Source organism: Psychrobacter piscatorii (genome assembly GCF_904846415.1).
GTDB lineage: Bacteria > Pseudomonadota > Gammaproteobacteria > Pseudomonadales > Moraxellaceae > Psychrobacter > Psychrobacter piscatorii.
This window is the reverse complement of sequence record NZ_CAJHAR010000045.1, coordinates 1-14,359: the sequence shown is the minus strand read 5'-3', so window position 1 is coordinate 14,359 and position 14,359 is coordinate 1. Positions and strand designations below refer to the sequence as shown.

Annotated in this window: 11 protein-coding genes and 2 pseudogenes; 9 read left to right on the top strand and 4 right to left on the bottom strand. The window is 39.3% G+C overall.

From position 1 onward, the window contains the following. Positions 1-124: 124 nt before the first annotated feature. A pseudogene (locus JMX83_RS13850) lies at positions 125-1,402 on the top strand (fimbria/pilus outer membrane usher protein); the annotation flags it as partial. Next, positions 1,392-2,405, top strand: coding sequence for a fimbrial protein (locus JMX83_RS13845; protein WP_201602930.1), 1,014 nt, complete (start codon positions 1,392-1,394; stop codon positions 2,403-2,405). The pseudogene JMX83_RS13850 and the gene JMX83_RS13845, both read left to right, overlap by 11 nt. On the opposite strand, the gene JMX83_RS13840 is transcribed toward JMX83_RS13845, so the two are convergent. After that, positions 2,402-2,644: a hypothetical protein gene (locus tag JMX83_RS13840; RefSeq protein WP_201602928.1), complete on the bottom strand. Its 243-nt coding sequence runs from the start codon at positions 2,642-2,644 to the stop codon at positions 2,402-2,404. The two genes, JMX83_RS13845 and JMX83_RS13840, sit on opposite strands and share 4 nt — an antisense overlap. 83 nt (positions 2,645-2,727) lie before the next feature. After that, positions 2,728-2,982 carry an excalibur calcium-binding domain-containing protein gene (locus JMX83_RS13835; protein WP_201602925.1) on the bottom strand — a complete coding sequence of 85 codons (255 nt, stop codon included), beginning with the start codon at positions 2,980-2,982 and terminating at the stop codon, positions 2,728-2,730. A gap of 241 nt (positions 2,983-3,223) precedes the next feature. Between JMX83_RS13835 and JMX83_RS13830 the strand changes: the two genes are divergently transcribed. Further along, complete coding sequence (locus JMX83_RS13830) at positions 3,224-3,730, top strand: plasmid replication DNA-binding protein (protein ID WP_201602922.1); 507 nt, start codon at positions 3,224-3,226, stop codon at positions 3,728-3,730. A gap of 24 nt (positions 3,731-3,754) precedes the next feature. On the opposite strand, the gene JMX83_RS13825 is transcribed toward JMX83_RS13830, so the two are convergent. Together JMX83_RS13825 and JMX83_RS13820 are read right to left on the bottom strand one after the other, a co-directional pair. Continuing rightward, positions 3,755-4,684: a replication initiation protein gene (locus JMX83_RS13825; RefSeq protein ID WP_201602920.1), complete on the bottom strand. Its 930-nt coding sequence runs from the start codon at positions 4,682-4,684 to the stop codon at positions 3,755-3,757. A 373-nt stretch (positions 4,685-5,057) separates the two neighbouring features. Further along, the gene (locus tag JMX83_RS13820) at positions 5,058-7,181 is read right to left on the bottom strand and encodes a MobA/MobL family protein (protein WP_201602917.1); all 2,124 of its coding nucleotides are present in this window, start codon (positions 7,179-7,181) and stop codon (positions 5,058-5,060) included. Positions 7,182-7,468: 287 nt separating this feature from the next. Here JMX83_RS13820 and JMX83_RS13815 point away from each other — a divergent pair, with 287 nt between their 5' ends. The 6 genes and pseudogenes from JMX83_RS13815 to JMX83_RS13790 form a co-directional block, all read left to right on the top strand. Further along, positions 7,469-7,987, top strand: a complete 519-nt coding sequence (locus tag JMX83_RS13815) for a hypothetical protein (RefSeq protein ID WP_201602914.1) — start codon at positions 7,469-7,471, stop codon at positions 7,985-7,987. A 200-nt stretch (positions 7,988-8,187) separates the two neighbouring features. Next, positions 8,188-9,006, top strand: coding sequence for a hypothetical protein (locus tag JMX83_RS13810; protein WP_201602911.1), 819 nt, complete (start codon positions 8,188-8,190; stop codon positions 9,004-9,006). Between the two features lie 279 nt (positions 9,007-9,285). Beyond that, positions 9,286-9,876: a recombinase family protein gene (locus JMX83_RS13805; RefSeq protein ID WP_201602908.1), complete on the top strand. Its 591-nt coding sequence runs from the start codon at positions 9,286-9,288 to the stop codon at positions 9,874-9,876. 1,670 nt (positions 9,877-11,546) lie between these two features. Continuing rightward, positions 11,547-12,068 (top strand): fimbrial protein, encoded by a 522-nt coding sequence (locus tag JMX83_RS13800; protein WP_201602905.1) that lies wholly within the window; start codon positions 11,547-11,549, stop codon positions 12,066-12,068. An 82-nt stretch (positions 12,069-12,150) separates the two neighbouring features. After that, complete coding sequence (locus JMX83_RS13795) at positions 12,151-12,876, top strand: fimbrial biogenesis chaperone (protein ID WP_201602902.1); 726 nt, start codon at positions 12,151-12,153, stop codon at positions 12,874-12,876. A 58-nt stretch (positions 12,877-12,934) separates the two neighbouring features. Beyond that, positions 12,935-14,233 (top strand): annotated as a pseudogene (locus JMX83_RS13790) (fimbria/pilus outer membrane usher protein); the annotation flags it as partial. Between the last annotated feature and the right edge of the window lie 126 nt (positions 14,234-14,359).

Here is a 14,359-nt window from a genome sequence, read left to right as displayed (position 1 = left end):
GGGTAATCGTCTTTAGCTTCAATTAGCATACGGACGGCGCGCTCTTTCATTTCAGGGGTATAGTTTCGTGTTTTCATTGTCGTATTCTCTCAGAAAATTGAGTCTCCGACAATTCCGGGGCGGTTCAACACCCATAGGCGCTGTTGCGTTAGATATCTCTCATTCTGAAACTGATTTTGATCGTCGTGATAAAGAGTCAGGACAAAGCTATCGTATTAGTTATAGCAAGCGAATTGATCCAACAAATACCAATTTAACACTCGCTGCTTATCGTTATTCAACTGAAAATTTTTATAAATTACGTGATGCCTTATTGGCTAAAGATCTAGATAACAGAGGTATCACCTCTGCCTACGCCGGTAAACAACGTAGCGAGTTTCAAATCACGCTAAACCAAGGTTTACCTAATGACTGGGGTAATGTCTACGCCACTGGCTCATGGTCAGACTATTGGAACAACGTAGAAGCTACTAAAGAATACCAAGTTGGTTATAGTAATAATTATCGTGGCGTAAACTATGGTCTATCGGCCATTAAGCGCGTTGTAGAGAATGATGTAACAGGTAGAAAAGATGATGATACTGAATATCTACTAACATTATCATTACCCCTCTCAATCAAAGGTAGTCCTGCAAACTTCAACTCATTTACCACACAAGATAGTACTACTGTTGGGGTGAACGGGGTTGTAGGAGATCGCTTTAATTATGGTGCCTCGTTAGCCACTGAATACGGAGAAAATCCAAGTCTAAGTACGAATGCTCAATATCGTACGAACTTTGCGACTTTAGGTGGATCATACGGTATTTCAGATCATTATGAACAAGCAGCATTATCGGCTCGAGGAAATATTGTTGCACACTCCGACGGTGTCCTATTTGGTCCAGATCAAGGTCAAACTATGGTCTTAGTTTATGCACCTGAAGCGACAGGCGCTAAAGTGAATAATACGCCTGGTTTGACTATCAATGAGTCAGGCTATGCCGTTGTACCTTATGTCACTCCTTATCGCTTAAATGACATTACGCTAAATCCAGAAGGTATGTCTCTTGATGTTGAACTAGAGGGCACCAGTCAGCGTATCGCCCCTTATGCTGGGTCAATTTCAAAAGTTGACTTTATAACCAAATCAGGGAAAGCCATCTATATTCGTAGCCTGAATTCAAAAGGCGAGACACTGCCCTTTGCAGCTGAAATCTTCGACTCTAAAGGTGAATATGTTGGTATGGTTGCTCAAGGTAGCTTAGCGTATTTACGTACCAAAACCTTGGCAGATACAGTAACTGTAAAATGGGGTGAAGAGCAGAGTGAACAATGCAATATTCAGTATGATGCCACCACTCAAGCATCTGATGATGATAAAAATATGATCATGTTAGAAGGCGTATGTCATGAACTATAAAGTGTTAAGTAGTGTTTTGGTGCTCATAAGCTGTGCCCTAAGTTCAGAAGCCTATGCTGTCTGTACAGTAAATAGGAATTTTACAACAGTAGATATCAGCATGGCAGTGGGTGCAGTGACGGTACTGCCTAGTGACCCAGTTGGAAAGGTTTTGGTTAAATCAACCTTCCCAATTCCTTCCACTCCATCAGCTGTTAGCTGTGACAATGGGACGCGAGGATGGGTAGATGCGGTTATTATCAATAATACTGGATTAGCACCTGGTGCTGGACCTAACGTATATAAAACGAATATTTCAGGTATCGGCATTCGTCTATATCGAGAAGTGATAGGGGGTGCAAACTTCTCTGGCTATTACCCTTATAGTAGACAACTAGATCGTAATCAGAACTATAACCTGGGGGAAGGATTTTTCGTTGTTGAAATCATTAAAACAGCGGCAGCCACAGGAAATGGCAAGCTCCAACAGGGGTTATATAGTAGCTATAACGTAAGAGGGAGTGAAAGCAAGCCTCTTTTAAGAAGTAGTATAATTGGTGATGCGATTACCATCACCTCTTCGTCATGTGAAGTAACAGGCAATAAAAACAAGACAGTTGAGTTGCCAACAGTAAATAAAAGTGGATTTACAGGAGTGGGATCAACACAGGGTGAACAAGCTTTTGATCTCAACATTAAATGTAATGGTGGTGCAAATCTAACCGTACCTGAAAAAATAGGCTTAACTTTTGACTATGATGCTGCGGCCAACACTACTGATGTTCTTGCAAATAGTGCCCCTCAATCTACACGAGCAAAGGGAGTGGGTACTCAATTAGTCTCACAATATCAAGGTTCTAACAATATTATTGCTAAGAATGAAAAAGTTGCGTTAGGATCGTTAGCAGCAAGTGCGAATGTTGAATATAATATCCCATTAGTTGCACGTTACTATCAGACAGAAACTGGGGTTACTGGTGGAACCGTTAAATCAACGGCAACAGTTACCATTGAGTATGATTAGTTGGAGATCATCCCAATTTGTACAGTTTCATTAAGAACAACCCCTTCTTTGACACTATAAGTCACATTTGGCGTCAAATGACTTAGCTTTAAGCCATCTACCGCCGCCTTATTAAGCGGTGTACCAATATAAGATTCATCGGTGTAACCTTTAGGATGAAAGTACACTTCACGACCAAAAGCAGGATTCGAGGCACACCCAATATCACCCTCAGGCACCGTAAAAAAATAAGGAGTCATGTAATTTTACTCCATGTCTGCTTATTAACTACAGTCTTTATTACCTGAGCTGCACTCTATAATCACGATAGACGCTACCGCAATTAACCACCTGGACATATTGATTCGCATGGCACACCGTCCTTGTCACGGTCTAGATTAGTGTTTCCGCATTTAAGTGCTAGTTTGGCTTGTTCACAGCTGACCATTTTCGTACAAACACGAGGCAAGCCTTTGCATTGCGAACCACCAGCACCTTTAACAAACAACGGATAATCTACTTCCACATCGCTATAAAATGGATTATCAGTGACCGTAACCACTGCATGAGATGATAGAGCAAAGACAGATAACGCCATACTTAGAATAACTTTTTTAATAAAACCTACTTTTTTTGATACCCAAAACACTGTTTTCAAGCATTAATAATACCCTATATTTATTCGATAAAATGGATGCTACTCATTTAAAACTCTCATTTTTATATCAAATTATTCATGGTTTGCCTCGTAACTAGTTTAGTGCGATAGTTGTTCACTGAACGTTCTGGACAGTTGTACTGTACAGTCTCTAAAAACGTACTTGAACACTAGGTGAACAATGAACATATCCGTGACAAAAGCCGCAAAAGAATGGGGTGTATCAAGAACGACGATCTATCAGAAAGTCAATGATGGTGAGCTTTCCAGAACAGCAGATAAAAAAATAGACGTTTCAGAAATGTTGCGGGTGTTTGGTGAGCCAATTTCTAAAAAACGTACTGAACGTTCAGTGAACACTGTCCAAAGTACACCTCTGAACAGTCAAAGTGTTCAGTACAATACGGACATTGAACACCAATTAGCGCTTGAAAAGCTCAAGAATGAACATCTCAGCCAACAGGTAAACGATCAAAAAAAGTTAATTGAAAATTATCAGCAGCAGATAGGACAATTGAACAAAACACTGGATAAAGCCAACGCCAGTATCCAAGATTTCGCACAAGTGAGACTGTTAGAGTTTAAGCAAGCTGAAATAAGCGATGAGCCGCCACTTGAACAAGAGCAAGAAAAAAAAGACAATTCAATCGTCGCGACGGCTAAGAAGAAAAAACGGTGGTTCTTTTGACTTTAACGGATATTTGAAAAAACATTAGTGTTTAATCTTTGGTAAATAGCTCTCTAAACCTTTATTGGGCTTGTTAAAACTTTCAGGCTCTCGTTGTATGATATTAATCATTTCGCGCTTAAATGCGTCAGTCTGCATTTTGCCGTCATAACTTAGGCTTGGATGGTTGTTATAGTCATTCATAAACTGCACGTTATCAACGATAGACTGTATGGTAGCTTGTGACAGGGTGCCGTCTGCACTGGTTAGCTTGTCTAATGTTTTCCGATGGAATTTGAGCGTTAGGCCCTCGTAACCTTTGCCTCTACTCTTTTTTTTATATTCCACACTAACCTTATAATTTGTACTTTCATTAATCTCTTCTAAGGCTTTATCGATCACATACTTTCGAAGTTCACTAAATTGCTTGTACTTGCCTTTTATACCCATAACATATTTAAAATCTTCAAGTTCATATGCTTTACTGTATTGATACTGTCCAATCCAACACACTATTAATTCATATAGGCGTATTGAGTGGATACTTGAGAGCTCATTGATCTCTAACAACTTATATTTAGTAAAATTTGCTTTTAATTGTGTCAGATACGGCAATATATCCTCTGCAAAAGTTAGCGTAATCTTCCCTGTATTTGGGCTAAATAGAAGACTACTAACAAAGCGTGTACGCAATACTTCATTGTCTGGCAGTGCGATGATCACTTCCCTTTCAAACAAGCGGTTACTAGCTTGCTCAATATCACGATAGATATTTTTTGCGTTGCTAACACTATAAAAAAGCCTTTTTATCTCATCAGCAGTAATAGTAAATTTGGTTTGTTTACTGATATTTGGCGCATCAGGTCTACTATCAATTTGACTAATACAAGTTAGTAAAAGCTCTTTTTCTTTTGTTGTCATCGTATAAGTAGCAAGAACTAAATCATTTGACTGTACGACTAAATTATTTTCCATTTTATATTTCACTATTTCTACGTTTATTATAATTCCACATGAGATAAACTATCATAAAAATAGCAAAATAAATAGCTATCTTTAAACAACTCTTTTTTTGGCTCATTTACTCTTTTTTTGGCTCATTTACTCTTTTTTTGGCTCATTTACTCTTTTTTTGGCTCATTTACTCTTTTTTCTCTTTGTAAGCTATTGATTTTAAAGGTGAAAAAAGGCTCTTAAACAGGAGTAAACAGGAGTAAACAGGATCAAATAAAAACCCTTAAAGAAACGGGTGATAAATTTTTTTGTGGATAAGTGAAAAATCATCATTTAAACCACGTAGCTTGTCTAAGCAATTTATTCCTTAGTAACGGTTCTTTTGAGGATTCAATTAAGGACTAAATCCTCGGCTAGGTGAATGAGTTTTATTAACCTGATATTGGTACGACTCTAAACCACCCTGTAAGTCCTTGTGTTGGCTTTCAGACAGCTCTTTGCCATATTGCTCAGTAAACGTCTCTAAAGCGGCTTTAAGAGCCTCTGAGTAGGTCTTACGCTGGGTTGTTGGTAGTGAGTTAACATCACGCAACGCAAACTTGAATTGCTGACAGGTTTTATCCAAGGTATCTGCTAGATGTTCTTTAGCAACGTCTCTTGCCTCAGCTGGGTAGTTATCCTGATTGATATAATGCGTTAACCCTTTGGTATAGCTGAATGATGAGATGATGTCTCGAGTCATTCTGCCAACCTCTCCTGCGCTACCGCCTAGCTTGTCGATGATGCTGGTATTAAATGCCGCTCGTTCTTGATCGATGTTGTCTCTGAAATCTGTAAAATGCTGAATCAGTGCCAGATACTGCTCACGTTCAGCGTTAGGATCACGCAACAGCTTGATAATGGCTTTGTTGTTTTCAACCAGCGTGTAATCAAAACGTTTGGCCACTTGGCGTAAGTGCGCGGTAAATTCCACGGCTTTATCGTGGTCCTCAATACCATGGCGCTGTGCAAACTCGCTAAGTAGTGCCACTTGACGCTGATCAAATTTATCAGGGGCGTCAGCCGCGGTTTCTCCTTGCGCCCAGTTGATGGCCATCGCCTCACGATGACGTTGTATCAAGCGCATCGCTAGGTGCAGCTTCATACGTTCAGCATACTCAAAGATTCTCTCATCTTTAAAACGGTTTGCTCGAGTGTCTCGATCAATGCGTCCTTCTTGTCGATCAAGTCGAGCAGCTCTTGCTCGTCGTGCGTCGTCATCGAAGGGGTTGGGGGCTGGTCTTGCACTTCGCTCAGTTGCTTTGTTAATTTCAATATTTGACTTTCCGATAGCTTCAGTGATTCCCTCAATTGCTTGTTTTGTGTCATTAATTCTTTGTTTTGTGTCATCACATCGCTTTGGTAGGTTTTCGCATCGTTTAGCTGCCCAAGCAACGCCTGATTTTGCCTCTTCAATGCATCGTTTTGTGTCGTCAATTCGAACTGCCGTTCTATGAGATTGTTTTGTACAGTATGTAATGTAGTATTCTGAGCTTCCAGAGAGGTGTTTTGCAAAGTCAGCTCGTTGTTTTGTGCCTCCAATGCTGCCAGGTAGTCTTGCATTTTTCTTAGTTGCCCAAGCAAGTCCTTTTCTAAGTGCGCTAATTCGTCGCTCATTGTCTGCCTCCTGTTTGATATGGTTCTCAGCCACCAAGTTATTACGTGCTTTGATGGCGCGGTTGGTATTACCTTTTTCGGTCGTGATGCCTCGGCGCTCCATTGCCGTCGCCTCTACTCCCATTTTAATGGTGGGCTGCTGATCAAGCCCCTGATCCTTGTAACTGCGCGCATCCATCAGCGGTAGATGATATTCGGCCAATACCTTATTGGCGGTATCTACCCACATCTCCCGAATACGCTTAATCTCCTGCATCGATGACGGCAGATCATGCGCCTTACGTTTTTTGTTGGACCACTCAAACGGGGTCTTAAGCTTTGGATCAAACGCCAAGGTTTTATTTGGTCCAATGGTAGGCGCTCGAGTAGTGACTAAAATATGCGCGTGAAAATTACGGGGATCAGGGTTTTCCTCACCCTCACGCAAATACTTAGAACTTGGTGGTACATTAGGATCAAATGGCAACTTCATCACCGGACGATGGATACACACATCAGCAATCACATCCATATCGTCGCAAAGCTTTTGGGCAAAGTTGATAGCCAGTGCATGGCGCTCTTCCTCAGACAACTCATGAGGCAAATTAATCAGCCACTCACGCGCCACCCGACTGTCCGAACGGGTCTCTGCCGCTTCAGCGGTATTCCAAAGCGTCTCTCGATCCACACTCACACCCAGCGCCTTTAGCGAAAATGGCAAAACAATATCGCTACTCATCACACCAGACTTTTTACTATAGTCATGGGTCTTACCATATTTGGCATCATCAAGCACATCCCCAGCACGATAGGCCGCCGACGCCACAGCCGACTGTCCTGCTTTTCGAGAAATCGCCTTTGTTGCAATGTGTACCATCGTCATAAAGAGTCACCTGCTATTTTTGCTTTTTGCACACCACCGCTTTTTGTGGTTTGCGGGGTTTGGGGTTTCCCCAACGAAGAAGGATTCAAATTAAGAATAGTAACGAAGTGGATAGATTGAATTTTGAGTCGTTACTTCGCCCTTAGTCAGGGGGACGCCACCATAAAATGTTAAAATGATACATCTAGGGTGTCCGATGCTATTGTGTTAAAGCTTACCACAAGTGATTGAATGATAGTGGGGTGCTTGCTATGCTGAGTAAAATTTAATTGATAAGGATAAATCTGATGTCAGTATTTAATAATAAAGCGCCTGTGTCTATTTTTGATAGTCAAGACTCTAATGAGCTAAAAGAACGTCAACGGTTAGAAGAGTTAAAACGCCAAGCTAAGGTTCAGCAGGTAAAGCTAGATAAACGCTTGAACAAGCAGAAGATTCTAATGGGGGCATTTTTAGGTCAGGTATTGGCAACTGATGGTGAGAGCGAGCAGATGATTCGAGAGTATTTTGCGATTCATTTTCCAGATTTTTTAACGAGAAAATCGGATAAAGAATTGTTTAAAAGTATGATTGAAAGTTTGGGTGGCGATGTGGGCTTGGGTGAGGAAGAGAGTCCATTTGTAGCCAACGCAAAAGAAAATAATCAAGAGGCGGTTGATCAAAATATAGGACTTGAAAATAATCAGCCTAGGAGTAGTCACCAAACGCAATCTGACTCTATGGCTAATTATGGGGAGCAGGATTCGCTACTAGATGACAATAGTTATGCTACTGGTGTAAATAATCCAAACTATCATGGGCAATAGGTTATGTTTGTTGAAGAGCATAAAGCTACGTTAAATAAGCTTGTATCAGCAGGCATTAAAAATTTTCTTATTTATTGCTTAAAGTATTTGTCATAACGTCTGTTATGGGAACAATAGGTATTATGAGTGTACGGCATTGATGGCAGGGGTCATCTTTAAGCTGGCTGATTAGACCCACTATGAGAATTAGGATAATAAAAGTGAATAAAATAATATTTTTAGCATTGACGAGTTTAATTTTAAATGGATGCAGTCAAGCTGTTACTACACAGCCACCAATTCCTAAAGTCGTTGAATTACCAAAAGTTAATTCAAAGCCAGTTACGATGAAAGCCATTGATTGGTCAAAAATTGATAAGCCAAATAATCTTATTGTTGATAATTTTCCTAAGGAAGTGACCCAACGCTATCAAATTGATGACGTCATGATGCAATCCTTTATGTCAGACTCTAAAGTAAGTAAGGAACAAGCGATGAGGATTTTGGCAATGCAAGTCGGGGTTCAAGACGAGGGTGTATTGCAAGGTTTATTTGATCAACTGGGTGACGATCTAGTGGCAGCAAGCTGGGGATTTGCAACACCTGACCAAAAAGGCATTAGAAAAGCTGATAAACCCGTCAATGATAAAGAAGCAGTTAGAGATTATCGTTTGTTTATTATGACAAAACCCAATGTAAAGGCAGAAATTCATCATTATGTATTTACCAGCAGTGATGCTAAGGATTTTAGCCTTCCGATTCAAATCTTACCAACAAATAAACGCTCAGCGGATGAATCAGTGGCTATTTATGGTGATGAAAAAATGTTTGAAAAAATTACCATCTTGATTCGAAATAAGTACCGTGGTGAAATGCAATCAATTGGCTATACACCTGTCAATCAAACGACAAATGTGTCGATTTTCTTTCCAGAGGGCAAACCTAGTCAAGCTACTTTAGATAAACTAGAGGCTGAATTAGAATCATTAACTAGCTTAGACATATCGATTGAAATACTTGCCGGTAGAATGATTTTCTAGCAGAAACAGTATACCCCAAGAGAACCAGTTATTTCGCCCCTTAAACCTATTAACAGACTACTTAAAACAGACTGGTATAATGGAACCACTTATAACAGACTTTTGAATTATAAGACTGCCTGCTGTGCTTTTTTCCTATCATTAGCCTATACCTAAAACATAAAACCTTTAAATGATAATCTATCTATCATTAGACTTTTTTATATTATTAAAAGATAGTAATATCTTACTATTATCAATGAACATTAATTATTAGGTCTAAGTAATAGAGGTGGTGTTATGACCGTTCGTATTTATGTGAGAGCCAGCACTAAGGATCAAGACGCTAAGAGAGCCTTGTCTGACTTGCTTAGCTTTAGCCAAAGCTATGATGATAACCATGTTGAGTACGTAGAGCATTTCAGTGGTACTAAGCTTGATAGACCAGCACTCACTCTGTTACTCAATGACGCTGAAGAAGGCGATATTCTGTTGGTTGAAAGCGTGGATAGATTAAGCAGATTATCTCAAGATGATTTTGCGATTCTAAAGCAGCGTATTAAAGATAAAGGTTTGCGATTGGTGGTGGCTGACCTACCAACGACACATACGGTCAGCGAAGGGATGACAGGCGACATCCTCAGGGTGATTAACGATATGCTGATCGATTTATTGGCAACGATGGCAAAGCTTGATAACGACAAGCGTAGAGAGCGTATCAAGCAGGGATTGGCAAACAGTGGCTATAAACCTACTGGAAAGAAAGCCAATGTGGGAAAACACAACCGTATTAGAGAATTAGACAGTCAAAACAGTATGACAAAAGAGGAGATCGCTAAGGCAGTTGGTGTTGGGGTGGCTACGGTTTATCGAGTATTAAAGCAGGGGTGATAGCTGAGGTGTTTTAGCAGTTACTCTCTATTTATGAGTGTTCTTATTTATTGGAGGAATTACCTTCAGCAGTAGCCAAACCGATTTCATATGCATTATTATAGTGGGTTATATACTGATAATAATATTGGACAACTGAATATGAATGACAGAAAATTTTTTTTACAATCATTATGGATAATCGGACTAATTTTTATATTAGTAACCATCCTTGCGATTAGGTTTTCTAGGATATTGTAGAGTTTATATTTGCTGTTGTATTTGTAACAAAAAATACAACACATTGTGACAAAGTCACTGGTCAATAAGTTTGGGTTTATATATCTATGCTAGAGGATAAAGAAACGTTCCTGTAGAGTATACCACTGCCTATGATCTACCGAATAGAGAATAAGCAATGCGTAACCAAAATGAGATTGAAGAACTAGATGAACATATGTCTGTTATAATAAATAGTTTGATGATATCAAAAATTTCTAGAAATAGCTCATGCAGTCGAATTTTATTCAATTAAGCATCTATTAGAACGTGGCTAATTCAATATTGCTTACCCCATAGCTTTGTTTTTTTAGATATTTAATTACCTCGGATTCATAAAGCCCGTTGACCATTTTAGCCAGTGCATTACTCCCTTTTATACCGACCGAGGTAATCACGCCAGAGTTAACCATGACTAGAATTGTAGCAGATGGATAAGCTCTGAATCCCTCTATCGCTGCATTGAATTATATCTTTGAGATTGCTCCTATCTACTATCGCTTGATTTAGCGCTATTATCACCATATCGGTGCACATATGATTAGATTCCTTTCAACCCACAATAACGCGTGCACACACAACAATAATAAATGCGGTATAAACCTAGTTGTTTTGATAAAGGTAAAACGTGTAACCCCTAGCTGGGTAGGTTGATGAGTCCTAAAGTTATGATTAATCAATTCACCAGCACGCTTTGGTCATCATGGTTATGAGTTTTTATCTTATTCTTACAACGCCAAACCCTTTACAGGCAATGATTTTTCATTAACCAATCGATCGTGCAATACGCAACTTGTAAGGCATCCACTTTCATTTGCTACCAAACTTTATGAGCGCTATCACAGTATTTATTGTCCTGCCAGATGCGTCTGATTTCATAGATATAGAACTCGGCGTACTGACTGCGTAGTGAACGCTTTTCAGAACAGTATTCAAAGAGTGTAGAACGGTGATAGGTTGACTAGGCGAATAGTGGTAGTTGAACGATCAGCTCAACGCTATAAATACTTCAATTGTTATCAATAAACTGAAGTATTATCTGTGCAGATTATCAAGTCCCACCTGCACGAAAAATCAGCAGCTTCTCTAATAATTTCATCGTCGTACTCTCTTATAATATTGGTTATTCACCCATCTCAGGGCGGTTTACAGTATTTTTAATAAGTTGAAAATACTGTAAAAGGATTACAACTAAATTTTGTAAAATCGAAAAAAGTTATCTAAGTATATCGGCTTGAATTTGTGCTCATCTTTGGCTAAAACTATGAAGGTTAACAAATAGTTACTATTTATTTGCTTACAATGTAATATATATAATGATGTTATGTTATGTATATAATAACGCTGATTAATGTAAGTACATAATGCTGTATTATGTATCTACCCCCCCCCATAGTCCATGGAGACACAGTATGAAAAATATTCTTTTAGCCAGTTCTTTAATCGTTCTTGGCATGTCTAGTGCATTCGCTGCTGACGGTACAATCACAATCAATGGTGAAGTTACAGATAATACTTGCGTTGTCACTACCCCACAAGGCAAAGATTTGACAGTAACGCTTCCAACTGTTTCAAAGCTATCACTTGCAAGTGCTGGTGCAACTGCTGGACGTACTCCTTTTACTCTTGGCTTAAGTAATTGTGAGGTAGGCGATATTGTTGGTACTTACTTTGAGCCAGGCCCAACAGTTGATTTTGCTACAGGTCTTTTAAATAATGCTGGATCAGCTACAAACGTTAAAGTACAACTGGTAGGGGATAACAACTTGCCTATTAAAGTTCTTGCTGGTCCTCAAGCAAACTCACAGTTTGTAACTGTTGCTAATGCAGATGGTTCAGCTGATCTTAATTATTATGCTGAGTACTATGCTACTGGCGCTGCAACTTCTGGTGACGTTACTACTTCTGTGCAATATACAATTACTTATCAATAGTTTGTATTAGTTAGATTGACAGGAGCTAGGATGATTACTCAACCTAGCTCTTTTAATTCACTCTCTAAATAAAGGTAAGTATATGACTTTAAAGCATCCGTTTTATAAAACATGCTTACTGGCACTTTTAATCCCTTTCAGCGCAGCAAATGCTGAGATTATCATTCATGGTACTCGTGCTGTCTATCCATCTGATGCACGCGAAATCACTTTACAAGTTACTAATACTGGTAAAAGTCCAGCATTGGTTCAAGCATGGATCGATGAAGGAGATGCAAAAGCGACTCCGGATCAATCAAAAGCGCCTTTTATTATTACACCACCTATTACACGTGTAGAAGCCGAGAAAGGTCAATACCTACGCATCACAAGCTTGCCGACTGCAAACGCCTTAAGTAAAACTCAAGAAACGTTATTTTGGTTAAATGTTTTAGATATACCCCCTAAGCCCTCTACCAAAAATGCAGGAGATGCTCCAGATAACTTTTTACAACTAGCGATTCGCTCACGCATCAAGTTTTTTTATCGTCCAAGTGGCATCAAAGAAGATGTTGCCTTAGCCCCTGAAAAGATTCAGTGGAGTAGCCAAGGTAATAATTTATTAATTAAGAACCCGACGCCCTTTCACATCACTATAACCACTATAGCCCAAGAACATTTAGGTAAAAAAGTTGATGTTTTATCAGAAGGACTAATGCTAGCTCCTTTCTCTGAACAGAAAATAGCTTTGAAAAATTCAAATATCAAGGATATGACATTTACTACTATTAATGATTATGGTGGGCGTGTAGAACGCACTATCAACTAGTAATAGTTTTAAGGCCTTGATAGTCATCAACAGACAGGCTAATAGGAATGATTTCGCTATGTGTGAAAAGATTATAAAAAATAAGAATCTTAAACGACATCTAAGTTATTACATCGCTTTTGGTGTAATAACATTTATTATTCCTACCTTAGTTAATGCAGATGAAGTTGATGAGCCAGAAAATTTATACGTTGCTACAGAAGCAGAGTTTAATTCTGATTTTCTAATTGGTGATGCTAAAAAAATTGATATCAATCGATTTACGCATGGTAATCCCATTTTACCTGGTGAGTATAATGTAGATGTTTATATAAATGGCAGCTGGTTTGGTAAGCATCGCATGGTGTTTAAAGCGACTGAAGATAATAAAAACGCATATACCTGTTTTACAGCGCGGCAGCTACTTGAGTATGGTATAAAAGCAGAAATCATCAAAGAAAAAACAGAGTCTACTAATACAGAGTGCCAAAAGCTTAATGAATGGGTTGCCGATTCATTTTACGAACTTGATACCTCAAAATTAAGATTTGATGTATCGATTCCTCAAATTGCAATGCAAAAAAATGCACGAGGTTACATTGATCCCAGTGTTTGGGATCGTGGCATCAATGCAGCATTCGCCTCTTACAACGCCAGTGCCTATAAGACCTTCAATAAATCTAATAATAATGAAGAGAGAACAAACGCATTCTTGTCTTTAAATACTGGGGCAAATATCGCAAGTTGGCAACTCCGCCATAACGGACAATGGACGTGGGAGGATGAAGCTGAAGATAAAGAATCTAAATCTACTTATAATTCCGTAAGCACTTATGCTCAACGCGCCTTTCCTGAATACCGTGGTGTATTGACACTTGGCGATAGCTTCACTAATGGTGAGATTTTTGATTCATTTGGTTATCGTGGTGCAGAGTTTTCAAGCGATGATCGCATGTTACCCAACACCATGACAGGTTATGCACCGCGGATCCGTGGTAACGCCAAAACCAATGCCAAAGTAGAAATACGCCAACAAGGTCAACTGATTTATCAAACAACAGTTGCTCCTGGAAGCTTTGAGATTAATGACTTATATCCTACAGGGTTTGGTGGTGAGTTAGAGATATCTATCTTAGAAGCTAGTGGTGAAATTCAAAAATACTCAATACCTTATGCTTCTGTTGCACAAATGCTGCGCCCAGGCATGAGTCGTTACTCAGTAATGACAGGTCAATTTCGTGATCGTGATATCGAGGTTGACCCGTTTATTTTCCAAGGCCAATACCAACGTGGTATTAATAACTATATTACTGCTTATGGTGGTCTACAAGGATCTGATAATTATAAGGCTCTAACCTTAGGAAGTGCATTTGCGACATGAACCGCCCCGACTATATCGGAGAGTGGATTGCTTGAGTCAGGCAGCTTTGTCTGACTCACAAAGACTATCATAGTATCGTCTCTCAAACTCAAAAGGCGACACATAACTAATCGTACTATGAAT

What these genes read in the sequence shown, in the direction of transcription:
- JMX83_RS13845 (WP_201602930.1), top strand. Translation starts at nt 1,392, where the DNA reads ATGAACTATAAAGTGTTAAGTAGTGTTTTGGTGCTCATAAGCTGTGCC.
- JMX83_RS13840 (WP_201602928.1), bottom strand. Translation starts at nt 2,644, where the DNA reads ATGACTCCTTATTTTTTTACGGTGCCTGAGGGTGATATTGGGTGTGCC.
- JMX83_RS13835 (WP_201602925.1), bottom strand. Translation starts at nt 2,982, where the DNA reads ATGGCGTTATCTGTCTTTGCTCTATCATCTCATGCAGTGGTTACGGTC.
- JMX83_RS13830 (WP_201602922.1), top strand. Translation starts at nt 3,224, where the DNA reads ATGAACATATCCGTGACAAAAGCCGCAAAAGAATGGGGTGTATCAAGA.
- JMX83_RS13825 (WP_201602920.1), bottom strand. Translation starts at nt 4,684, where the DNA reads ATGGAAAATAATTTAGTCGTACAGTCAAATGATTTAGTTCTTGCTACT.
- JMX83_RS13820 (WP_201602917.1), bottom strand. Translation starts at nt 7,181, where the DNA reads ATGACGATGGTACACATTGCAACAAAGGCGATTTCTCGAAAAGCAGGA.
- JMX83_RS13815 (WP_201602914.1), top strand. Translation starts at nt 7,469, where the DNA reads ATGTCAGTATTTAATAATAAAGCGCCTGTGTCTATTTTTGATAGTCAA.
- JMX83_RS13805 (WP_201602908.1), top strand. Translation starts at nt 9,286, where the DNA reads ATGACCGTTCGTATTTATGTGAGAGCCAGCACTAAGGATCAAGACGCT.
- JMX83_RS13800 (WP_201602905.1), top strand. Translation starts at nt 11,547, where the DNA reads ATGAAAAATATTCTTTTAGCCAGTTCTTTAATCGTTCTTGGCATGTCT.
- JMX83_RS13795 (WP_201602902.1), top strand. Translation starts at nt 12,151, where the DNA reads ATGACTTTAAAGCATCCGTTTTATAAAACATGCTTACTGGCACTTTTA.